Origin of the sequence: Erythrobacter sp. Alg231-14, from assembly GCF_900149685.1 — a bacterium.
Classification (GTDB): domain Bacteria; phylum Pseudomonadota; class Alphaproteobacteria; order Sphingomonadales; family Sphingomonadaceae; genus Erythrobacter.
This window is the reverse complement of sequence record NZ_LT702999.1, coordinates 496,372-519,860: the sequence shown is the minus strand read 5'-3', so window position 1 is coordinate 519,860 and position 23,489 is coordinate 496,372. Positions and strand designations below refer to the sequence as shown.

The following is a 23,489-nucleotide window of genomic DNA, read 5'->3' as shown; positions in this document are numbered from 1 at the left end:
TATCGGATCCATTGATAGCATGTATTATACAACGTGAATTTATGGCCATATTTGCTTGTCTCGGAAGGCGGGTGACCCCCCTAAACCCCACACTCGTCTTCCATCATCTTCTTGGAGAGAAAAGGCAGCACAATGATACATTCAATTGCACGCAAAGCGGCCCTGAATACGGGCCGGTTCTTAGTCACTTCGTCTACCGTTGCATTGCTCGCAACCGGAGCAGCGAACGCACAACAAGTCATCAACGATGGCGACACGATGACGGTCACGTCAAATGCCGACGGCGATACGATTACCGCCGGTGTCGACGTTACCAGTGTTGTGGACGGCGCACCTGTGGTGGTTGTCGCCAACAATGATGTTACGGTCGACAATGCCGGAACGCTTGCGACAACCGGCGTCACACAAACTGTTCAAGTCAATCAGGGCGTCACAGGTGCAACGATCAACAACGCCGAAACAGGCCGCCTCGAAGGCGCGTCGCGGGTTGTGAACTTTGATGGAACTGACGCCGTTTTGAACAATGCTGGCGTCATTCTTGGTACGGCAAGTCAGCGCAATGGCGCCGTCTATGCCAATCGAACATCAAACACGATCACGATCAACAATGCGGCCACAGGATCGATTGATGCGGGCGTCGAAGGGGCCGGTATCGCGATCGAAGTCGGCGGCGGCGGTATGGCGCGCGATGGTGCGATCACCAATGCGGGCACAATTCAAGGGCGCGGTCAGGCGTCTGCGGCGGGCGGCACGGCGGGCGATGGCATCCGTTTCTTCGGTCCCGGTCTTGCCCCAGAATACATCTACTCTGGTGACATTACGAATTCGGGCGTGATCAATTCGGAAAGCGCGCAAGGAACCGTGGCTGGCATTCGTTTTGCCAATCGCATTGGCTTTCAAGGCACGCTGACCAATGAAGCGGACGGAACCATCTCCGGCGCTCAAAATGGTCTGTATTTTGGCAATGACGCCGATCACACGGGCGGCGTCGTCAACAATCTTGGCACGATCGCTTCGGATAGCCGGGCGCTGAACATCGATGGCCTTGGCCTGGTCGTGAACAATTCGGGATCGATCATTGGTACGGGCAACCAACGCAACGGCACAGTCTATGCGGATTCGACCGCACAAAGCTTTGAATTGAACAACCTTGAAGGTGGTTTGATCGACGCAGGTATGGGCAATGAAGGCGCGGGTTTCTCGGTCGAACTGAGCGAGGCTGGCAACGACTTTTCCATCACCAATGCCGGAACAATTCAAGGACGCGGACAGGCTGGGGCTGGCGATCCAACCGCGGGAGACGGTCTTCGATTTGAACGCACGCGCGTTGGCGGCCTTCTCGAAGGGTCCACCACGGGCTTGTTTACTGGGTCTATCGACAATTCTGGCCTGATCGCTTCGGAAGCAGTCGCAGGAACAACCGGCGGCATTCGCTTTGTGAACGGCGTTAGTTTCCAAGGCGTGTTGAACAATTCTGGCACCATTTCTGGCGTCAATAACGGCCTGTATTTTGGCAATCCTGTTCCCGCAGGTGGCGCCGATCACACGGGCGGCGTCGTTAACAATCTTGCCGATGGCGTAATTTCATCGGACAGCCGAGCTTTGAACATTGATGGAACTGGGTTGGTTGTGAACAACGCGGGCACCATCCTTGGTACGGGGAATCAACGCAATGGCACGGTGTATTCCGACATCACGGCGCAAGGTTTCGCATTGAACAACGATGGTGTGATTGACGCAGGCATGGGCAATGAAGGCGCAGGTTTCTCTGCACAATTGGCCTCCGCTGCAACCGGTGGAAGCGCGTTCACTCTTACCAACACCGGCACGATCCAAGGCCGAGGAAACGCATTGGCTGGTGCGGCGACAGCCGGCGATGGTCTCCGGTTTGAGCGCACTCGCAACGCTGGCGTCCTAGATGCCACATCGGACGGCCTGTTTGTTGGCACCATCACCAATAGCGGCGTGATCGCGTCGGAATCAGCGAACGGCACAGCCGGCGGCATTCGCTTTGTGAACGGTGTCAGTTTCCAAGGCGTTCTCGACAATTCGGGCACGATCTCTGGCGTTCAAAATGGCCTGTATTTTGGCAATCCAACACCAGCAGGCGGCGGGGACTTTAGCCAAGCTATCGTCAACAATTCGGGCACGATTTCATCGGGCAGCCGGGCGTTGAACATTGATGGCAACGGATTGACCGTCAACAACACAGGTTCGATCCTCGGTACCGGCGCTCAACGCAATGGCACTGTCTACGCCGATGGAACGGCCAACAACTTTGTGCTGAACAACGCCGGCATCATTGATGCGGGTGTGGCTGGTTCGGGTGTTTCGCTCCAGCTGGGCGTGAATGACGGCGATTTACGTGCGTTCACCTTGGTCAACGACGGTACGATCGCAGGTCGCGGCGAAGCGCAAGCTTCGGGCGCGTCGGCAGGTCTGCGCCTGTTCAATGGCGCGGGCGAAGGAACCACGGTGACTGTGGCGGATGACATTGTGAACAATGGCACGATCTCGTCAGAAACCGCCGCAGCGGTCCTGATTGAAAACGTTGCTTTTACCGGAACGTTTACGAACAACGGCACGCTTAGCGGTGTGAACGCGGTTGATGCGTCAACGGCGCTTGCCGGGTTGAACTTTGTCCAAAATGGTGGAGCGTTGAACGGTGCATTTGTCGGTTCGGCATTTGCCGACACGCTGACTTTTGCGAGCGGGAATTCAACATTGTCGGACGGTGTGTCCGGCGGGGTAGATGTGACGATTGCTGATATGGCGACGCTGACCGTGTCGGGGGCTCAAACCATTGATGGTTCGTTGAATGCCAACGGCACCCTCAACTTTGATCTTGGTGTCGATAGCCTAGCGGTTGTTGGCGACACGGCGCTTGGCATGAGCAGCGTGATCAACGTAGCCACGACCCAGATAGGTCAGGCTGACATTGGTTCCACAATCGACGTGCTGACGGAAACGGGCGCTTTTACCGACAATGGAGTGACTGTTAACGTCATCGAAGATGACTTCCTTGTCGACTACACGGTCAATCTCGGCTCTGTTTCGGTGGCTGTTTCCGCAACCGATTTGAGCAACGTGTCGAGCGATAGCAACATCAACAGCTTTGGTTCTGCGATTGCATCGGCAGCGGCCAACAATCGCCTTTCCGATGATGTCTTTGCCGCGCTGAATGGTGTGACATCGGCAACTGGATTCGAAGCCAACGCGCTGACGCTTTTGCCTGCGATCAACGATGGTGTGACCCGCGAGATCTATGAAAGCCAACGATTGGCCAGTGCGCAAGTGCAGGATCGTCTCAGCGGTGATGGTGTTGGCCTTTGGGGCGCGGCATTTGCCCGCACCGCCGATGCGGACCCGACCAGTGTTAGCGGTTTGGGCTACGATGCTGATGCCACCGGCTTCACTCTTGGCCTCGATGGCAAAGTTGGAGAGGCGGCCACAGTCGGTATCTTGTTCAACTACTCCGACATCGAAGTTGAAGCGAACGTGGCGGCGGCAGCGGAAAGCAACATCGATGCTATCCAAATCGGCGGCTATGCTGGGTTCGATTTGGGTCAAGCCTATGTCAACGCAGAACTGGGTTACTCAAGCAGCTCCGTTGACAACAGCCGTGTCGCATTGAACGCTCCTGTTTCCGGAGAAAGCGATGTGGATGGCGTCTATGCCAGCTTGAATGCTGGATATGACATCGATGCCGGCGGTGTGGTGATCACGCCAAATGGTGGCCTGCGCTATGCAGAGCTTTCCCGTGACACTTTCACTGAAACGGGTGGTCTTGGCCTAACACTGGACAGCGACAGCGCCGAGTTCCTTGAAGCCCGTATCGGTCTAAGGGTTGCTGGAGGCAACGATAGCGGCCTGATCCCGTATGCGAGTGTTGATTACGCCTATGATTTGAGCAGCGATCCCCTTGCGATTGCCGGCTCGTTCAATGGCGGCGCCGACACTTTCACAGTGGTCGCGGATGAAGCGTCTGAATCGCGCTTTGATGTCGGTGCAGGCATCGACTTCGTCAACGAAGGCGGATTGTCGATCGGCGCGGAATATCGCGGTCGTTTCGCTTCGGAATACCAATCCCATTCGGGCGGCCTTCGCGTCCGCTTTGCCTTCTAAGCGGTTCCAACTTGGGCTGCCTAGGCCAAGGGAAGCCAGCTGGTGCTTTATCGCACCGGCTGGCTTTTTCTTTTCGGTAAGAATGCTTCAACGCCCGCGTGTTGTAGGGCCCAGCAAGCGCAGATGGGCATTCCTTTGCTAAACAGGCATCGCAACGTCGCTTGCCGAAGCGGTTGATTGTGCAGCCAACCGTACCTCCTTGCTCAGCAGCAGCGACATTGAGCCAGCGACAACCACCAACACAGCGCTCGCTCCATACATCGCTTGATACCCTCCGAACGTCTCCAGCGCAGGAAGGACGGCGGCCCCAATAACGTAACCCATCGTTCCAACAGACAAAAGGGCGGACAGCGACGTGGCTGCAGTTGCGGTTGGCGTGACGCGCATCGCGAGCACCAAATTGGCAAGATAAAACAAGAAAAGCGGCACGTTTTTTGCGAAGTACCAGACGATATACAGCTCGTCCGATTGCCACAGCGCCTCGTCCACAATGTACCCCGCCATGATGGCCAAGGCCGCCGCGCCTGACCAGAGCGCTATGGGCCCCGGACCAAAGCGATCCACGAACCAGCCCCCGACTGTGAGGCAAAAGATGCCCATCACGATGTTTGATGCGGCAAGCAACGAGCCAAATTGCGACTGGGACCAACCCATTTGCCGGATCGCAAACAGGCTGTTTGTGGTGTCATTAAGATTCTGATGAATGCCGTAGGTCAGCAATATGAGCCCGACTAAGAGCGTTTCGCGCCGAAACAGGCTTTTGAATGCGGACGCCAAAATGGACAACCAATCCTCAGGCAAATTGCCTGCCTTAGTGCCCGTTCCCTGCGTCCAAGGAAGGAGTTTTTCACCCTTGCGCTCCCGAATGAGCACCACCGAAAGCGCAGGCACCGCAAAGAACGCGATCATTCCCAGCATTGCATTGGAGAAACCGTAATGCTCCAACAAATAGCTCGTTATCGCTGTCCCCCCGGCGATGCCGAACGCTTTTCCGCCGAACATAAAGCCATTCATCCGGCCCATTTCCGCTTCTGGTGTGAGATCAACGACCAACGCATCGAGGGAAACATCCTGCACCGCCGTCAGTATCGACAAGGTCAGGACAAAACCGATCACAATGGCCGTGTCGCTTGGCGAAGGAGCAATCAATGCAGCGATGATTAAAGTGGCTACGATTGCTGATTGCGAGCCCATCAGCCAGGGCCGCCGCCGCCCCATGGCGCGCCACGTGTAGCGATCAATGAATAGGCCAGCGAGGAATTTCATGCTCCACGGCAGGGCACTGGCTGCGGCCGCAGAAGCGACGACAGCAGTGGATGCTCCATTTGCCGCAAGCCATGTGGGGATTGCTGCGTAGAAAATCCCCTGCGGGAATCCTTGCGCCAAATAGAGCAGAGTTCCGAGCAGTAACCTTAGTGTCGGGTGATCTGAGAAGGCGGGTAGGCTGCCGGTTTCGCGCCACTCCGCGGCGATGCTCGTCATTGGTCACAATCCTTTGTGCGGGGGAATAAGATTCAGATTTCGAGCAAACGGCGACCGCGCTTTGGTCGCGCGATCAATCTTCATGGTTGGTGACTAATTGTTCATCCCCAACGCGGGCGAACAGGCACAACAGCAACCCGATCACGGAGGTCATGCTCATGAAAAGATAGGTCGCAGAATAGCCGCCCATTTCGATCAGAAAGCCGGAATTGGCGGAATAGATGGAGCGGGCAAAATTGGCGCTCGCCATAAACAATGCGAATTGCGTTGCGGCGACCGCCGGATTGCAAATGCGCATCGCCCATGTGATCAAAGTGATCATGCTGGAAAGCGATAGGGCGTAGATCGCCCCTTCGTAGACCATAAACGCGGTGTCGCCCTGCCAATTCGGCAAAGTCAGGCCGGCTGCAGCGGACAAAAATGCTACGGCGACCAATTGTGCGATCAGCGCTCTGGAAAGGCCAAGCCACAGCACAAGCGGGACGGGCAGCATTAGAGCCACACCAGCGGCGATCAGGTTGAGGAGGCCTCGAAAATTGGAATAGACGTCGCTGTCCCAACCCAGTTGTTGCACAGCCAAAGTTGGGGAGACGGAATCAGCGAACGCAAAGGGCGCTTGGGTGAACGCCAAACCTGCAAGGAACAGCAGGACATAACGATTGGCTAGCGACCGGCCGACCCGGCTAATGATGGGCCAGAACGCATCCTGTTGACGCTCTAGGCATTCCGACGACGCGGTGCCCGCGGACCACGGTAACAAGCGTTCGCTTGGCCGTTCGCGAAAGACGCCAACAAAAACACTCGCCACAGCGACTAGAACGGCCAAGACCAATGCGGTTGTCGTGATATCGCCCGACATAAGCAGGCTGCCGGCGATTACACTGCTTATCGCGATGCCGGCCGATTGGCTCGCAAACATGACGCTGTTGATGGCGGTGCGTTCGTCATTGGGGACGATGTCCACCGCCAACCCGTCTACCGCCACATCATTGAACGCGGCACACAAATTTAAAACAAAGCACAAGCCCGACAGCAACGCGATATCGCTGGCCGAGGGGGCCAGCGCGGCCATGGCCAACAAAGTAGCCATCATCAAACCCTGTGCGGCGAGGATCCAGCTCCGCCTTCGTCCCATCGGCTTGAAGGTGAAGCGATCCATCAGCAACCCGTTGAAGAGCTTTGCGGACCAAGGGAGCAGCGCGAACGCAACAAAGGCCCCAATTTCGACCGGTGTGCTCCCTTGCGCTGCGAGCCAAGCGGTCAGAGCGACTGTCGTTAAACCAACGGGCACGCCCTGAAGGAAATAGAGCACCATGATCGTCGCAAAGCGCGCCGGTTTGCTGGTGGTGAGCGCGGGAATACCATGCGCGCGCGAAGGCATAGCCGGCGTGGCCAATGAACGGGTCATATGATTTCTCGATTGTTGCTAAAAACCCGGCGGATGCTCGGGACTAGTAAGCATCCGCCGGGCCTTAAGACGCTTAGACTTTAGCGTGGTTTGTATTCCTGAAGCAGCATCGAGCTAACGATCGTGCGGTATTCTGCGCGATCGCCGGATTCTGAAATCAATTGTTGGACGCTTCGTCCGGCAAATTCATTCATCTGCGCGTTACGACGTTCCTGTTCGGCTGCGTCGGCAAACGCAGCAAACGTTGTCGTTAGATAGATGTGCGGTTCGCCTTCACGCGGATTCACGTTGATCAGAATTTCATAGTCCGTGATCCAACCTTGCATCTTTGCATGTTCTTGAAGGCGCGCCCAATTGTCCGCCAGATGCTGTGCATACTGGAATTCGGCTCCGTCATTCACAAAGATACCGCTGACTTCCATATATTCACCCGCGACCAGCGGAAATTCCTGCGCTGCTGCGGGCGCGGCAAAAGGAAGTGTAACTGCCAAAGCGGCAGCGGTCATAAGAGTTTTGAAGGTTTTCATTGGATTCCCTATTCGTCGTTTCGCAATCGGCGCAGGTAAAAATGCCAGTCGCCAATCAGGTGTGGTGCGACCCACGTGAGGAGCAGGCAAAGCGCCGCCAATGCCCGGTGAACATGCGTTCACAAGGTCCTCAAAAAACGGCTATTTTTGTAATTCCCCGTTGCGACGAGAATGCATTGGCACAGCCCCGATCGTCAACGGGCCGGAGCGTCAAAAAAACGTCAATTCTTTGGTGTTCGGGTCACTTGTGAGCGCATCCGCCCAATCGAGAGCAGTTCAAGACAACCGCGGATCCGTTGGGATAAGATCAGGCCAGCCAAATCGGTTCCATGCCTCGACCATGCCAGTCTTCTCGGCAAACGCCATAAAGTCCGGATGTCGGATCGTTCGATTGATTGGATCAATATCAATCCAAAGGGTCATCAAACCGAACATATTGGCTGGGTGGATGCACTCTGAATATATCTTCATCGTCAAATCAGTATGCCCCATCCAGATCGCGGGAAAGACGACCGAGGAATCGTATGGGTCTTGCATTGTGGCATGAAGACCGTGGATCAATTGACTGTAGGCGGCGTAATCGGCTTCTTCGCCGCTGTAGATCCCTCGCGATGCCAGTCTAAAATAGCCATCGCGGGCTGATTCATCCATCGCCGCAACGCCCGGCGGGCGCATAAAGATCGTGTCGAGATAAAAGCGGCTGTCATAATGGCTTTTTATCGCGGCTTCGCGGTCGCCCAACGCCAACTGTGCAATCGCAAGGAATATGCCCGGCGCGCCCATGTCGATCGTCCTTTGACCAACTTTGCGTGCCTTTTCCCACTCACCCAAACCAAGGTAGGCGGCCGTGAGCATCACCAGATTGCGCCAATAAATCGGGTCCCGGTCCACAGCCTCTTCGACATAGGGCAATGCCTCTTTGGTCTTGCCGAGGTAAAGCAGGCAGGAACCAAGCCGCGAGGCAACATCCGAATTGTTGGGATCGCGGGCATAGGCCTCCAGCGCCAATTCAAGTCCGCGCGCGGGGTTGAATTGGGTCCACGCATGCACACCCATCACCGAGAAAGCGTGGCCTTGGCCCGGGTCCAGAGCAATGGCTCTTTCGGCGCAAGCTGCGCCTTCGGCTGATTGCTCGATCCGCCGAAGACTGGGCGTAATTGCGGCGGTCATGATGTGCGCATCGGCCAATGAGGTCCAGCATTCGGCGAATTCCGGATCAATCTCGAGCGCCTTTTCCAGCAGCTCGATCCCGCGCGCCAATGCTCCGTCGATCCCGATCTTTTGCCGAAGAGAGCTTCCCTGCAAGTAGAGTGCATAGGCTTCACGGTCGGCGGTCATCCTGCGCGTGGGCGCCGATGTAAATGACTGTCCCAAAGCCTTGCCGATCGAAGCGATTACATTTGAACCGATAACTCTTCGTCCCTCGAAGAATTCTGAGACCGAACCGGTGACCACATCCGACCACAATTCTGTGCCCGATGTCCCTTCAATCAAAGCGACCCGCACTTCCAATTTGTCGGCTCTTCGCCTGACGCTCCCTTCCACAAGATGAGAGGCGCCCAGTGCAGCCGCCATTTGGGGCACCGTCCCGCCCTCTTCTGTGACTTTTGCGATCGAAGTGCGACCAACCAAAGCTATTCCCGCGACGCCGCCAAGACGAGAGGATAATTCATCGATCACGCCGTCAGCTAGGTACAGGCCATCTACGAGGTCCTCACTTTCGCGGAATGGGAGAACAGCGATGACCGTTCTGCCTTGTTCCGGCGCGATCCCCCTGAGCGTCGGAAAGCGCGCCTTTGATGCTTCCCATAGACGTCGTTGTGCTTCATCGTCTGCGGTCTCGATCGCGTCTGCCAAGGCCAATTTGATCCGCGCGTCGATGTGTTCACGGCGGGCCACAAGCCACCCGTCAAACGCCGGGTTGAGCGACACGCCTTCCAGCAATGGTAGATTGCCAATCGCGAGGAGGTGTTCGATCGCGCGATCCCAGTCACTATCGTTCAAAGCGACCTCAAGATCGGTAAGGTCGCTGTGCAACGCCTGGGTCCTCAGTGTGACGCTGTTTCGGGCGACCGTTAGGGCATCAATCTCAAGGCTATCTAGATATTTGCGCAGGTCCGATAAGCATTGCCGCAAACTGGCTTTAGCCTGTGCAGGAAAGCGATCATGCCACAGAAGTTTGACGAGCGCTTCACGTTCAATTGATTGATCAGGCTGCAAGAACAAGATTGCGAGCACCAATGCCGCGCGACGGTTTTTGAGATCGATTGAATCGCCCGAACGGGTCTCAAGGTTGAATTCGCCAAACAACGACGCCGACAGCGCAGCGTCTGCCGAAACCCTCATTCCAGTTTGCCCCAAAACACTAATCCCCCCGAACTAGGGCTTACCCGTCAGGGCTGCCTTTGCAAATGGGTAGATAGAATGAATGGGCCTCGCGCGTAAGTGGGCAGCGGATTATGAAACAGCTCGCAGCGATCGGCATAGTCATTGCAACCCCCAATCAGGGGCCAAACGAGCGCCGCTTTTGTATCTCTGCAGCGGACGCAGCGATCATGGTTGAGATCAACATGGCGCAAACGGAATGGGTCAACGATCTCGCTAAAGGCGTGGGCGAAGGGGCTATCTTCGTCGCTTTCAGATTCTCGGAAACCATGCGAGAACGTTTGGACACTTTAAGTGGCTAGGACGGAAGCACTATGGTAGAGTTTAAAGAACTCAATAACATAGCTCCCTAACCCAGAAATCGCCATCGGATCTCCGTTCCTCTTTAAGATCGGACATTGCGTCGCTTAGGCCGGCGGTAGGACGCTTATGTGATGTCTCCGAAAATCATGCGATCAAGATGCGTCTTGGTGCATTCAATTCGCGCCGCAATGACGGCCCACCCAGTCTCGCATCTTTCTTGGGTCCGGCAACGAAATACGGCCGTAGCCCGTTTCAATTAGGCCTAGATCGGAAAGCTGCTTCAACGCTTTGCTCAACGACATCCGGGACAGGCCCAGTGTAAAGGCAAGATCAGACTGGCGGCATTCAAAAACGTTTTCGCTACCGGCTGTTTGCATCATCGTAACAAGGACTTTCGCAGTGCGTTCCCGCACAGGTAGGCGGCGCATCGCATCCATCATTTCTAGCAGGATGTGCGTTCGTACTAGGGAAGTTGAGAGCAATGCCCGAGAGATCTCAGCTTCCCGTTCATACAAGGCAATGAAACGAGGGGCGGAAAGCTGGAAAATTTCTGTCCGGCTTGCCGCCGTCATATCGTGGGTCCGTGGCAGGCCGGCGAATAGGGTGAATTCGCCGAATGTCTGGCCCGGACCAAGTGTGGATGTCATAACGAATGACCCATTGGCACCGTAAATTCCGGCATGTACGCCTCCGGTCTTTACGATGGAAATCCCAGGCTTCTCGTCACCGCGGCTATGGATCAACTGGCCGGTGTTATAAGCAATTAGGCTCGCCGCTTTGCGGAATTCATCCGCGAGATGAGGCGGAAGCGAATCCATAAAATTGGGTGAGCGGGTCGAGACAAGATCCAACATAATTCATCAAATGTAAAATATTGGACATTCATTCACAAGGGTGAGTGCTAGCTCGATGGGCAAAGGCGGGATTCGACCCTGCGTTTGGAGAGCAACAATGAAACCTGAACTTCTTGCCGTCTTCGCCATTCTTGTGGTGTTCGTCCTGCTTGAGATCGCTTTCACAAACTTCTTCAACAAGAAGGGTCAGAAGGGTTCAGATGGGATCGTAGAAATCGTCAGCACTCTAACCCTGTCGCTCTTCACACAGCCTCTCGTACTGGCGGGGGGATTTGCCGTTGCTGCATTCATCGCACCTGGTTCGGCGGACATGTTGAAGGATTGGTCATTCTTGGCGGTCTTCGGCCTATTCCTAATCTTTGACGACCTGACGCAGTATGGTTGGCACCGTCTGTCGCACACGGTTCCTTGGCTCTACAATTTGCACAGGCCGCATCACAACGCTGAGTACCTTTCGATCCGCGTGGTGTATCGCAACAACCTGTTTTACTACCTCTTGATGCCTGGTCTTTGGCTTTCGGGAGCGCTGATCTATCTTGGTGGCGGATGGGTTTATGCCGTTTATATCGTTATCAAGATGACAGTCATTTACGGCGCCCATTCGGATGTTCGTTGGGATGAGCCGCTGTATAAAATCAAATGGCTTTCGCCGGTAATGTGGGTGCTAGAACGGACGATTTCGACGCCCGCAACGCATAGCGCGCATCATGGCAAGCACGCCGCCGACGGTGTTACAAATTACAAAGGCAATTTCGGCAATCTGCTTTTCTTTTGGGACGTTTTGTTTGGCACTGCAAAAATCACCCGCCGCTATCCCGAAGAGATGGGCGTTGAAAATTTGCCTGAGACGAGCATCGCCGAACAATTGATTTGGCCGTTGGTTGGAGCACCAAAACAGAAGCAAAGCGCACCAGAATGATGACGGCAATTCAGCGCATCTATGCAGATAGCTAAACTCCTGCTCAACCAAATAGCAGGGTGGAGAATTGGGATGGAGAAGCAGCAATGACGTTCAAAAACGTGAAGCACGCAATCGGAATTGCCATTGCCGTTTGCGCCGGGAGTTTGTCCGCCTCTGAACCGATTAGGCTGGAACCGCCGCAGCCAAATGCGAATGAGCGGCTCCTAACCCACCAAGAACGCTTTGCTGAGCCGGAAATCATAACCGTAAGAGAGAACATCCACGTCGCCCATGGTTTTGACATGTGCAACATGATCTTTGTTGAAGGTCCGGACGGTTTGATCGTTATGGATACCGGGCTTCGAGAAGAGAAGGCCGCGCTTGCAATCGCTGCTATTCGTGAAATCACCGACAAACCTATTGTGGCGGTGTTCTACTCGCATGGTCATGGCGACCATGTCGGTGGATCGGGTGCATTTCGCAATGAGGCCCCCAATGCCGATTTCTATGCCTTCGAAAACTGGCAACGCAACATCAACCACATTGCTAGCGCCGTCCGGCCAGCTTTCACATTGCGAGCTGTCTCTCAACTTGGCCTTCTTCTGCCCGAAGGTATGGCCGGCACGGTTGGATCTGGCGGTGGCCCCGTGCTGCGCATTGGCGGGACGTTGTCCTATGTTGTGCCGACAAAAACAGTCAGCGATGGAGAGTGGTTGGAAATTGCCGGGCTTCGTTTCCAAGCGATCCACACTCCCGGCGATCTCGACGATGGGCTCTCGCTTTGGTTCCCCGAATTTGAAGCGATCTTGACCGGAGATGCGATCACCGAGAGTTTTGTCCATGTCATTTTGGCGACGCCCAGACATGAACCGGGCCGTGATGCCCAAGGATACGTCGAAAGCCTGACCCGGATCGGATCATTTGATGCGGATGTCTTGATTGGTGGGCACGGTGATGTCGTTGATGGCCGCGACGCTGTTCGGTCCCTTGTCCGAAGCGATCGGCGGTCGGCGCAATTTATCATTGATGAAGTGATGCGCAGAATTCGCCAGAACCAAACAGCCGATCAAGTTCAGGCCGAATTGGCTTATCCCGATTGGTTTTCACAAGGCGCCGAGCGCGGCGACTATTATCACAAATTGAGCTGGATCGCGCGGGGCGTCTATAATCAGCATATGGGCTCATTTACCGGCGATGCGGCTACGCTTTCTCCGGTGTCTCCGGCTGTGCGTGCGGATCGGATCGTTGCTGGATTCGATGGAGTCGACGGCTCGGTTATTGCGATTGAAGAGGCCTATGGGGCGGGCGATTTTCATTGGGCTGTTGAGCTTTCCAGCTATGTCATCGCGGTTGCACCCGATAATGACAGAGCACGCGAACTCAAATCTTGGTCGCTCAGAAGCATCGCCTATGCCAGCGAGAGCGCCAATGAGCGAAACTATCTGCTGACGCAGGCGCAGATTCTAGACGGTGCCATTCCACTGGCCTTTCTTCAAAGCGCAAGCGCCCGAAGGGGTCTGCCGGAATATTATCGAGCAGCGGATGCGAATGTGTTCCTTCACACCCTTGGTGCTCGATTGAATGTCGAAGCCGCGCGCGAAAGTGACATTGCATTCAAAGTCGAAGTTGTTGACCGCGACGAAGCGTATTCTGTGGAGATTGACCACGGTGTTTTGCTGACTTCACCCTACGATCTGCAGTCCACCGACTTCACAATTCGACTTGAGCATCAAGAGCTGGCCAATTTGAGTGAAGGACTATCGAATTGGGACGAGCAATTGGCCAAAGGCGCGATCTCCGTTGCCGGCGATCAAGCGAAGTTTGCGGAGTTCGCTGCGCTTTTTTGAGGCGCCTTAGAAGACTTGGCTATCCGGTTATCGGACCGCGGCGGACGGGCTGTTGCCCCGGGCCATCGGGGCGTTTGCGCGCCGACATTTGGCGCGGCGTAATGTCATTGCGACATTCGGGGCATGCCAAAACGGGCTGAATATCGTGGCCGCATTCCACATGCTTGCGCAGGATGGGCGGCCCTGCCTCATCGGAATAATAAGTGTCCCCCCAAGTCACGATTGTCGAAAGCACGGGGTATAGCGCTACCCCCTTTGGGGTCAGCCGATATTCGTGCCGATCCGGCCCCTCTTGATAGAGACGGCGTTCAAGCACGCCGTGATCTTCCAGCCGTTGAAGCCGGGTCGAAAGGGTGGTCCGCGGGATATCGAGCCGCTCTTTGAAGTGTTCGAACCGACGCACGCCAAGGAAACATTCGCTAAGAATAACAAGGGTCCATCGGTCGCCCAGAACCGCTGAGACCCTTGCGACTGAACATTGCTCACTGCTGACTTCGTTCCATTTCATGGGAGCTATCTAACACGCGACTAGGCAAAGTCCAATTTTTAGACTAATGTCTTTTCTCGTCTAGGAGAATGCCATGCCAGCTGCACCGCCAATCGATCCGCAAGCCATTGCCTCCGCAAAGTATACCGAACGTCCGGTGCGTGAAGGTGTCACGACAAAACGCGTGATCTGTGCTTCTTGTGACATTGCGTGCAATGTTGTGGCGGAGGTTCAGAAAGAGCGCGTCACGCGGATCCGTTCTTCCGACAATCCGATCTTTCGAGACAATATTTGCATGAAAGGGATTATCGCGCCCAAAGGCTTCGCGAACCCAACTCGATTGATGAAGCCTCTAAAACGCGTGGGCGAACGAGGGTCTGGGGAATGGGAAGAAGTTAGCTGGGATGATGCGATTGCCGATATCGGTGACCGTCTCAAGGCGATCATAGCCAAGCACGGTCCGGAGGCTTGGGCGGTTTCGACCAGTCAATGGAACACCGGCACCGATCATGGTTTGGGCCGTCGAATCATGAACCATATCGGCACCCCAAATTACATCAGCGGTGTGGCACTGTGCGCTGGTAATACGGCCGCCGTTAGCCGCTACACCTATGGCTGGTTTCCAATGGGGGATTTTGCCAACACCAAATGCATCGTGTTGATGGGCCACAATCCGCGCCGCCACAGTTGGACGCCGATGTACAATTTCATCCGATCGGCCCAAGCGAAAGGCGCCAAACTGATCGTGATGGACCCGCGCAAAAGCTCAAGCGCGGAGAGAGCGGATATTTGGCTGCCGCTGAAAGTTGGCAGCGATGTGGCCATGATGTTCGGTTGGCTCAAGGTCATCATCGATGAAGAACTCTATGACAAAGACTTCGTTGCCAATTGGACCATCGGTTTCGAAGAATTGAAGGAGCGCGTCGATGAGTTCCCACTTGATCGCGTCGCCAAGCTGACGGGCTGCGACCCGGATATGATCGCCAAGGCGGCGCGCATGTACGCCACCGAAGGCCCTTCGATCATTCCTTGGACGCCAATCACCGACATGCAACGCAACAGCACGTCGGGCATTCGCTTGCAGGGCATTCTGCGTTCAATCTGTGGCTACGTTGATGCGCCAGGCGGCGAGCGCCTCGAAGGGTTCAACCCCGATATCATCAACGAGAGCGTCATCGAGATGCACGAAGCCATCAGCGAAGAACAGAAAGCGAAACAGCTTGGCTCTGAAAATCATCCCGCCTTCACCTATCGAGGACAAGACATGTTCCGCGAACCGACAAAGCGGGTGTACGGACAGGAATACGCCAACCTTGTGATGGGCTGTCACATGGCGACGCCTTCTGCCACGTTTCGCGCGATGGCGGGTGAGGGCCCCTATCCCGTCAAAGCGTTCTTCTTCCTCGGCAACAATCCGATGATGAGCTACGCCAATATGAACCTGATTATCAAAGCGATGATGAATCAGGATCTGATCGTGGCGCATGAACAGTTTATGACACCATCGGCTCAACTGGCAGATTATATTTTACCCGCCGACAGTTGGCTTGAACGGCCTTGGATGATGGACACTTTTGGTTGGACATCGACAGTGCGCTTTTCCGAAAAAAGCATGGAACCGCCGGGGGAATGCAAGAGCACGTTCGAATTTTGGAAGCTTATTGCGGGCGCGCTTGATCGACCTGAATTGGTGCCTTGGGATACGATTGACGATCTGTACGATTGGCGGCTTGCGTCGACGGGCAAGAGCTTTGCGCAAATGTGCGCTGAGACCGAAATTCACTTCAAGCCAGCCGAATATTACCGTTACAAAAAGGTCGGGTTTGCGACGCCAACAGGCAAGGTTGAACTCAAATCGACCGGGCTCGAAGTGCTTGGCTTCGATCCGCTCCCTTATTTCCGCGAAGATCCGCCCGTTGACCCCCAATATCCGCTGATGTTGTTCACGGGCGTGCGCGAAGATGGCTTTTTCCAAACTGGCCATCGTCACATCCCCGAAATGCGCAAACGCCATCCGGATCCATTGGTTTTTGTCAGCCCCGGTACGGCAAAGGCGCAGGGTTTAGCGGAAGGCGAATGGGTGGAGGTATCGAACCAGCTTGCCAAGATTTCGATCAAGATTGCGATCAAAGAAGCGATGCCGGATGGCCTTGTGAGGGTCCCTCACGGCTGGTGGAAACCAGAAATGGAGCAAGGCGCAGGCCGTCTTTCCGGAGCGCTCAAATACGCTGATGCGCAGTTGTGCCGCGATGATCCGGACTATCTTGATCGCGAACAAGGCATACCGCACCTCAAAGGCGTACCTTGTCGGATCGACAAGGTGGCCGGCTCAACATTGGAACCGGGCGTGGAAGAGGCATCAATCGGAGCGCCGCTCCAAGCGAAGGAACCTGCAGAATGAGCGGCCCTTCTGCCTTCAGGGCATCCTTTTTGTTGAAAATGGTGGCAAAGTCATCTCGTAACCAATCATTGCTCGATAAATTGTGCCGTTGGTTGATCAATCGCGAAGTCGAACGATCTCCTGAAGAAGATTTCATGCGCGATGAGATCGTCGACAATGACTTGGGCTTCGATCCAGATGAGCTTTCTGCGTATCAATCGGGCAGATTGGAATCCTAGCTTGATGCTGCTTCAGAGTTCGGTGTCAGATCGTTTCTGGGCTGTCTCACGCAGGGCGCGCGCGGTGAACTTGGCCCGTCGCTCTTTCTTACCTTAAAGAATTTTGACCGGCGACCCTTGGCGGTTCATAGCTTTGAACAACACGGGGAAATGAGGGGCTAGCACAATGATCGATCTGTATTTCGCGCCAACGCCCAATGGCTGGAAAATCTCGGTCATGCTCGAAGAGAGCGGCCTTCCTTACACCACCAAGATGGTCAATATCGGGGCGGGTGAGCAGTTCACTCCCGAATTCCTCGCGATCAGCCCGAACAACCGGATCCCGGCCATAGTAGATCACGCGCCTGATGGAGGAGGCGAGCCGCTCTCAGTGTTCGAAAGCGGGGCGATCTTGCTTTACCTCGCCGAAAAATCAGGAACCTTGCTACCAAAGGATAGTGCGGGACGAACAGCGGCGCTGGAGTGGCTTTTCTGGCAAATGGGCGGGCTCGGACCAATGATGGGTCAGCACGGGCACTTCAAACTCTACGCCCCTGAACGGATTGCCTACGCGACGGAGCGTTATAGCCGCGAAGTGGAGCGCTTGTTCGGGGTGCTGGACCGGCGGCTCACCGAGCACTCCTATCTTGCTGGCGGCGAATTCAGCATAGCCGATATTGCTGTCTTCCCATGGATCCAAACCTATCGGGCGCAGGAAATCGATCTCGCAAGCTATGCGCATGTCTCGCGCTGGTATGAAGAACTCAAGCAACGCCCCGGGTTGCGCCGCGGCATGTCGGTGGGGCGGAGCGCGCTGAGGCGCAGCCCGCAAGACGACCCGCAAGCAAACAAGATCCTCTTTGGCAACGAGACCAAGTCATGACCGCAAGCCTCGAATTCTTTTACGACCTTTCTTCGCCATGGACTCGAATGGCCTTTCGAAACATTGGGCCAATCATCGAAGAAACAGGGACAAGCATCGAATGGCGCCCCTTTCTCGTTGGCGGCGTATTCAATGCGGTGAACGAAGAGGTTTATCAAAGCCGCGCGAACCCCGATGCACCTAAGTATCGTCACAGTCTTACTTGGCTCAAAGAATGGTCCCAGCTCGCTGGGGTTGCGATGAATTTTCCTTCTGAGCATCATCCAGTTCGCTCAGTCATCGCCATGCGCGCATGTTGCGCTCTCGAAGAGAACGAAGATCAGCTTTTGCGATTCTCAGAGGCTGCGTTTGACGGGTATTTCCGCGATCAACGCAATCTCGACGATCCGGCTGTGATCGCTGCTATCGCCAATGAGTGCGGATTGGATGGTGAGGCGCTGCTGGCCAAAGCCACTGAGCAGGCCACAAAGGACCGGCTGCGACAAAGCACCGAAGAAGCGATTGCCAGAGGTGCCTTTGGCTCACCGACAATCTTTGTGAACCGGACCAAGCTGTACTTTGGAAACGACCAATTGCCACTTGTAAGGCAAGCGATTGAAGCTGGTTAGAACCTGAAGTTTAGACACCATGGAGGCCATTCATCACAATGAGTATTTGCATTGCCGCTTCGATAGAACGGTTGTGCTCATTGTTTCTCGTGCCAGAATGGGCACAAGCACGACACGCGGCCAGATAGCTTAGAGATTTCAGAGAGGCTCCAATGCAACCCTACCAACACCTCAGCCGCTCAATCGCGGGTCACGTCGCAATCGTCACAGGGGCCGCCAGTGGAATGGGCCGGGCGACGGCTCATCTTTTCGCTTCCGAAGGCGCGCATGTGGCAGTGACAGACCTTGAACAAGCCAAATGCGATGCGGTGGCGGCAGAGATTGCAAAGGCTGGTTATTCGGGTTCTGCTCTACCTCTGGCGCTCAACGTGATGGATGAGGCCGCGATTGAGAGCGGTGTTGCTAAGGTCGTGGAGCATTTTGGCGGGCTCGACATTGTCATCAACAATGCGGGCTTTTCGCTCCACGCCAAGATTGAGGATGACCAATACCCCGATTATTGGGACAAGAGCATCAACGGCCTGCTTACCGCGCATCAACGCATGATCCGCGCTGCGATGCCGCATTTGCGCACAAGCGAATGCCCAAGGATCGTCAATATTGCCTCTACCGAAGGAATTGGCGCAACGCCCACAAACTCACCCTATGTCGCAGCCAAGCACGGTGTGATTGGACTAACGCGCGGGATGGCGGTCGATCTTGGCCGCGATGGGATTACCGTCAATTGCATCTGCCCCGGCCCAATTCGCACCGGCATCACCGATGGCATCCCCGAAGAGCACAAAGAAATCTTCGCGAAACGCCGCGTGCCTCTGCGTCGATACGGCAACCCAGAGGAAGTCGCGCACATAACCCTATCGCTGGTCCTACCCGCCGCGAGCTACCTCAACGGAGCCGTGATTCCGGTCGATGGAGGGATGACGATAAAGAATGCGTGAGCAAATCTGTTGTGGGGATTTGAGAGAAGGGAGAGTCAGATCCCGATTCAATAGGAGGAGTTGCCGGTCTTCTTGCATAACGCCAGCATATTCATTCAGTCCGACTTCCCGTAAGTGAACTCGGCGTACGATAGCCTGGCACTCATTCGATCTACGAGCTCAGGCTGCATCGCGAGGTGGTTAAACATCGCTATCAGCAATCCATCGGTGCACCTCTTAGGACAGCCGCATAAAAATCTGTCAGAAAACTCCGCATTTAAGGGAGTATGTGGCGGTGGAGGCAGTCTGGTGCGAACTGGTCTCCAGTCGTGAGACACGTTTTCTTAGCTGAGCACTTCTATGCCGCGTTCGACACACCACATGGCTGAAAGAGCGCCCAATACGTAGATTGGAAGAGGCGCGAACCGGTCGACATTTAAGTCTGTTATTCGCCCGATCACCCTCCATGCCGCCAAGAGCGCTGCGACGAATATTACCTGGCCAACTTCAATGCCAACGTTGAACGAGAGCAACGCAAGCGGAATGTTGTCTTGTGGCAAGCCAATCTCGGTCAAGGCTCCGGCAAAGCCCATTCCATGCAGCAAACCAAACCCGCCCGCCAACCACCAAGGATGACGCCTGATCAGACCCCGCGTGCCGTCCTCTCTTTCATCTGCATTCTGTCCAATCGTTCTTGAGAGTTCCAATGCCACGACGAAAATGCTGAGTGCGATAATGAACTCGATCAGCGAAACGGGATATTCGATTGCCCCCAAAGTAACCGCGATCAATGTGATTGAGTGACCGACGGTAAATGCCGTGATGGTCCAAAGAAGACGCATGCCGCCTCCCACCAGGAGCAGCAGCCCGGTGACGAATAGCAAGTGATCGAGACCACCCCAGATGTGTTCCATACCTAACCACGAATAGTCGACCAAGACTGCGCCAATGCTAGGTGAATGAGGCACAAGATAATCAGGCTCTTCGACGGTCAGCGTGCTTTGGTAATGACGCCCGTCTTGAAGGCTCAGCATAACCATCGCAGTGGTCTGGTTTTCAGCCAATCCGCTCACACCTATTGACTGACCGACCAGACCCGTCGTCCCCAGCGCCTCGCAGTTGAGCGTCAAGGTCGAAACGAGGCCCGTGCCCTCCTGAACAGTGAGCGCTTCGCCATCCAGTTCGCAAGCATCCGGAAAAACCGGCTGCAAGGGCGTGGCACTCGTCGCTTGTGAAGGCGTCTTCCAGACAATCCTATAGGTTTGCGGTGTGATCTCTTCTGCTTCGAGAAGCGAGGGGGCAAAGCGATGGGCACTAGCCGGATCGACCACAAACAGCATCACAAGCAGACCGACAAGAAGGTGCAGAGTAAGCTTCATGGGCAACTCTCCCCCGAACCCCTGTTCAATTCTGTCGCAGCCAATCCGCGCACGTCATAATCTTTACGCAATGCGAGCACCGCACAGTGGAGCGCCTCAGCACGCGCTGCGTATTGAAGGTCGGTTATGAGCCTGCTTTGCACTTCCACCAAACTGGCTTCGCGACCGGGCTCGACTGCATTTATCCAGATGTAGTGTGTGCCATAAATTGACTGGACAGGACCCACCCAATGCTCTGCCTGAGGGTCGGATTGAATCAGAGCTTGGGCAAAATCTCTACCGAAGTTTCGCGCCAGTTGATTGGGGTCTTGGAGCGTAAATGACTGGCCAAGCAGGAACGGAAAGCCCAACCTACGGGCGGCGTCAATTCCGAGATCTTGTGCTCCTATCCTGGCAATTGCGGCTCTGGCCGCGCCCGGCTGACCTTCCGGGAAGAAGACGTGCTCAAAACTATAGCGTGGAGGGTGACGGAGCTCGTCTGATCTCTGCTCAAACGCCGTCTCAATCTCCGCAGTGGTAGGTTCGGGCGGCAGGCTTTGTGCCAAAAGCTGTTCCTCAACCCTTTGGATCAACCTGCGCTTGATGACTTCGTCTCCCAGGTGAAGGCGCAGGTCGATAGCCCGTTCGAACAATTCTGTTTCTGATTGCCCGTCGGCCAGCCCCAGAAAGTTCATATTGCGGATCAGCCTCTGAAAGACGATTCCGTCTTCGAGATGGAGGTCCATTTCAAGCGCATGCTGGAAAAGCATGTCTCTATCGAGTTCCGCCGCGATCAGGCCGGCCCTCTGGTCCGACATCATTTGTTGGCCATTTTCGACGTTCCATTGCGCCATTAACGCAGCGATACGGGCTTCGCTCAACGGCCCAACCACCGATTTAGGCTCGGGAAACAATGCGACACGAAATAGAAAGAGGGCCGCCCCCAGCACAAGGAAGTGGAACCACGGCTTATTGAACTTCGTCATCGGTCAGCCTTAGTAAGCTCACGCTGGATAGCCTGCGCGATAAGCCAAAGCCGATCCTGTCCCCAAAGAGCCATGATCTGCTTACCCTCGGCATCGAGCAAACTAAAGCTCGGCACGCCCCAAAGCCCAGCTGCGTGCTTCGCCAATAGGTTTTCCTGAAGAGCGACTTGCGATCCGGGATTGCCCAATTTCTCTCGCACCCCCACGGCTGCCCACTCCGTCTTTTCGGGCATTCCAGAGACTCGCGGATTGTGTGGGCGCGGAAACCCGACGAGCAGATTACAGCCGAAGGCCGCGAGGCCGACAAAAAACGCAATCACGATCGACACTATAGGTCGTGACTTTACGAAGCCAATCATGTCCACCGAGTCCTCACATCCCCTTAGCAAAATGGAGTAGCGAACAAAGTGACAAGACCAGGGATCATTTGCGGCCAAGGCGGGGTTTGGCCACACCCTGCCGCGCAGGGCGTAGAGACGATTTGACCGAAAATGACCTCTTGGGTGTGGCCGAATATGATATCCTGCATATCGCAGGAGGCTTCATCATGAATTCGTTCAATCCAATTGATCCGGTCGGAGGAGTGCGAGAAAACAGAGTAAATCGGGATGTCTTTCTGCAATTGCTGGAACTAATGGAGCGAGTTCGCGTCACCCCCGAGCAGCTGCTGAGATATGCTCGTACCAAGGGTCTCTCTGCGCAAGGGCCGACGACTCCAAGAGACTCGGTAATTCTACTGGAGAGTGCGGTCGAGCTGTCCGGAGACCCTCACCTTGCGCTGAAACTGGGGCAAAGAGTCGGAATTGAGAGTTATGGAACTCTTGGATTCGCATTGATGACCTGTGCGAACCTACGCGAGTCAATTGACCTAACTCTGAGGTATGGAAAAGTCTTCTTTGAGCCCAGGTGGAAGGTTCAAGACAATGATGGGGACTTGGTGCTTTGGCTAGAACTGATGGTCAATAGTCCCGAACGGCAGCGCATCGCGACCGAGATTTTCTTTTCACAATTCAGTACCATCGGGAGCACTTTGCACCGCGGCAAGCTCGACGGAGCCCAGGTCCAGTTTGCATTTCCAGCACCGGCAAATGTCGGAATATTCGAGAGCACCTTCGACGCCGATCTGGTGTTCGATGCTGAGAGAAGCCAGATCGTTTTGCCTACGAAAGTTCTCGACACACCTGTCAGGACTGCAAACGTATCAGAGCATCTTGTCTTCAATCGACAATGCGAAGAGATGCTTAGTGGTCTTCACGCTGCAGAGAAGACCACCGCTGACGTGAGATGTCTTCTCATGCAATCCGCGGGGCAATTTTCGGACGTTGGCAAAATTGCGTATCAACTCAACATGAGCGAACGGACGCTCCGACGACGGCTCACAACCGAAAACACTAGCTTCCGCCTCATTCTTGACGAGATCCGAAATCTGCTCGCCAAAGAGTACTTGGCCAGAACCGAACTTATAGTCGCCGAAATCGCGTTTCTACTCGATTACGAAGAGACAGCGAGTTTCCGCAGAGCTTTCATTCGCTGGAACGGGATCACGCCGAGCGAGTATCGCCTTCACGCTAGCGGGAATCTCGCTGCCTGATGTCTACAAAAGAACCTGCAAACAGACCTCGCTCACGGTCTAGAGCGCAGATCATTCTCGCACTTATCGCTCTGCTCGTGGTCTTTGGCCTTGCAACCTTGCTCGCGAGACCCACAGATCCATTTTCAAGCGCAGACCTGCAGGATCGAACCCGGAAGAGCGATCTTTCCCGACCTGGAGTTGACCAGAACGGGGAACTGCTCTCGGCATTCTACGGATTGGACGATAG

Annotated in this window: 19 protein-coding genes; 10 read left to right on the top strand and 9 right to left on the bottom strand. The window is 55.1% G+C overall.

Annotated features, from left to right (window positions below; translation table 11 throughout):
- Positions 1-132 precede the first annotated feature (132 nt).
- On the top strand, positions 133-4,125 hold the full coding sequence (locus BQ8290_RS02420) for an autotransporter domain-containing protein (protein WP_108787311.1): 3,993 nt from the start codon (positions 133-135) through the stop codon (positions 4,123-4,125).
- 138 nt (positions 4,126-4,263) lie between these two features.
- On the opposite strand, the gene BQ8290_RS02415 is transcribed toward BQ8290_RS02420, so the two are convergent.
- From BQ8290_RS02415 to BQ8290_RS02400, 4 genes are all read right to left on the bottom strand, one after another.
- Complete coding sequence (locus tag BQ8290_RS02415; RefSeq protein WP_108787309.1) at positions 4,264-5,607, bottom strand: MFS transporter; 1,344 nt, start codon at positions 5,605-5,607, stop codon at positions 4,264-4,266.
- A gap of 73 nt (positions 5,608-5,680) precedes the next feature.
- Entirely contained in the window at positions 5,681-7,015 is a 1,335-nt protein-coding gene (locus BQ8290_RS02410; RefSeq protein WP_108787307.1) for an MFS transporter, read from the bottom strand.
- 80 nt (positions 7,016-7,095) lie between these two features.
- Entirely contained in the window at positions 7,096-7,542 is a 447-nt protein-coding gene (locus tag BQ8290_RS02405; protein ID WP_108787305.1) for a hypothetical protein, read from the bottom strand.
- Between the two features lie 276 nt (positions 7,543-7,818).
- The gene (locus BQ8290_RS02400; RefSeq protein WP_108787303.1) at positions 7,819-9,888 is read right to left on the bottom strand and encodes a hypothetical protein; all 2,070 of its coding nucleotides are present in this window, start codon (positions 9,886-9,888) and stop codon (positions 7,819-7,821) included.
- A 113-nt stretch (positions 9,889-10,001) separates the two neighbouring features.
- On the opposite strand from BQ8290_RS02400, the gene BQ8290_RS02395 reads away from it, so the two are divergent.
- Positions 10,002-10,229, top strand: coding sequence for a hypothetical protein (locus BQ8290_RS02395; protein ID WP_108787301.1), 228 nt, complete (start codon positions 10,002-10,004; stop codon positions 10,227-10,229).
- A gap of 174 nt (positions 10,230-10,403) precedes the next feature.
- Here the strand turns inward: BQ8290_RS02395 and BQ8290_RS02390 are convergent, their stop codons facing one another.
- Positions 10,404-11,048, bottom strand: coding sequence for a Crp/Fnr family transcriptional regulator (locus tag BQ8290_RS02390; protein ID WP_337661483.1), 645 nt, complete (start codon positions 11,046-11,048; stop codon positions 10,404-10,406).
- A gap of 133 nt (positions 11,049-11,181) precedes the next feature.
- On the opposite strand from BQ8290_RS02390, the gene BQ8290_RS02385 reads away from it, so the two are divergent.
- Positions 11,182-12,003, top strand: a complete 822-nt coding sequence (locus BQ8290_RS02385) for a sterol desaturase family protein (protein ID WP_108787297.1) — start codon at positions 11,182-11,184, stop codon at positions 12,001-12,003.
- Positions 12,004-12,089: 86 nt separating this feature from the next.
- Positions 12,090-13,832 (top strand): alkyl sulfatase dimerization domain-containing protein, encoded by a 1,743-nt coding sequence (locus BQ8290_RS02380; RefSeq protein ID WP_108787295.1) that lies wholly within the window; start codon positions 12,090-12,092, stop codon positions 13,830-13,832.
- A gap of 19 nt (positions 13,833-13,851) precedes the next feature.
- Here the strand turns inward: BQ8290_RS02380 and BQ8290_RS02375 are convergent, their stop codons facing one another.
- Positions 13,852-14,340 (bottom strand): winged helix-turn-helix transcriptional regulator, encoded by a 489-nt coding sequence (locus tag BQ8290_RS02375; RefSeq protein WP_108787293.1) that lies wholly within the window; start codon positions 14,338-14,340, stop codon positions 13,852-13,854.
- A 73-nt stretch (positions 14,341-14,413) separates the two neighbouring features.
- Here BQ8290_RS02375 and BQ8290_RS02370 point away from each other — a divergent pair, with 73 nt between their 5' ends.
- From BQ8290_RS02370 to BQ8290_RS02350, 5 genes are all read left to right on the top strand, one after another.
- Complete coding sequence (locus BQ8290_RS02370; RefSeq protein WP_108787291.1) at positions 14,414-16,720, top strand: molybdopterin-dependent oxidoreductase; 2,307 nt, start codon at positions 14,414-14,416, stop codon at positions 16,718-16,720.
- Entirely contained in the window at positions 16,717-16,938 is a 222-nt protein-coding gene (locus BQ8290_RS02365; RefSeq protein ID WP_108787289.1) for a hypothetical protein, read from the top strand. Before BQ8290_RS02370 ends, BQ8290_RS02365 begins: the two co-directional genes overlap by 4 nt.
- Before the next feature lie 166 nt (positions 16,939-17,104).
- Positions 17,105-17,800 carry a glutathione binding-like protein gene (locus BQ8290_RS02360; protein ID WP_108787287.1) on the top strand — a complete coding sequence of 232 codons (696 nt, stop codon included), beginning with the start codon at positions 17,105-17,107 and terminating at the stop codon, positions 17,798-17,800.
- Positions 17,797-18,408 carry a DsbA family protein gene (locus tag BQ8290_RS02355; protein WP_108787285.1) on the top strand — a complete coding sequence of 204 codons (612 nt, stop codon included), beginning with the start codon at positions 17,797-17,799 and terminating at the stop codon, positions 18,406-18,408. The genes BQ8290_RS02360 and BQ8290_RS02355 overlap by 4 nt, the downstream gene beginning before the upstream one ends.
- A 152-nt stretch (positions 18,409-18,560) precedes the next feature.
- Positions 18,561-19,346, top strand: coding sequence for an SDR family oxidoreductase (locus BQ8290_RS02350; protein WP_108787282.1), 786 nt, complete (start codon positions 18,561-18,563; stop codon positions 19,344-19,346).
- 323 nt (positions 19,347-19,669) lie between these two features.
- Here BQ8290_RS02350 and BQ8290_RS02345 read toward each other — a convergent pair whose 3' ends face one another.
- Genes BQ8290_RS02345 through BQ8290_RS02335 form a run of 3 tightly spaced genes read right to left on the bottom strand, consistent with a single transcriptional unit; the run spans position 19,670 to position 21,902 of the window.
- Complete coding sequence (locus tag BQ8290_RS02345; RefSeq protein WP_108787280.1) at positions 19,670-20,704, bottom strand: HupE/UreJ family protein; 1,035 nt, start codon at positions 20,702-20,704, stop codon at positions 19,670-19,672.
- The gene (locus tag BQ8290_RS02340; protein ID WP_108787278.1) at positions 20,701-21,669 is read right to left on the bottom strand and encodes a peptidyl-prolyl cis-trans isomerase; all 969 of its coding nucleotides are present in this window, start codon (positions 21,667-21,669) and stop codon (positions 20,701-20,703) included. The genes BQ8290_RS02345 and BQ8290_RS02340 overlap by 4 nt, the downstream gene beginning before the upstream one ends.
- Entirely contained in the window at positions 21,666-21,902 is a 237-nt protein-coding gene (locus BQ8290_RS02335; RefSeq protein WP_337660929.1) for a hypothetical protein, read from the bottom strand. Before BQ8290_RS02335 ends, BQ8290_RS02340 begins: the two co-directional genes overlap by 4 nt.
- Positions 21,903-22,150: 248 nt before the next feature.
- Between BQ8290_RS02335 and BQ8290_RS02330 the strand changes: the two genes are divergently transcribed.
- Positions 22,151-23,260: an AraC family transcriptional regulator gene (locus BQ8290_RS02330; protein ID WP_337660928.1), complete on the top strand. Its 1,110-nt coding sequence runs from the start codon at positions 22,151-22,153 to the stop codon at positions 23,258-23,260.
- The last annotated feature ends 229 nt before the right edge of the window (positions 23,261-23,489 follow it).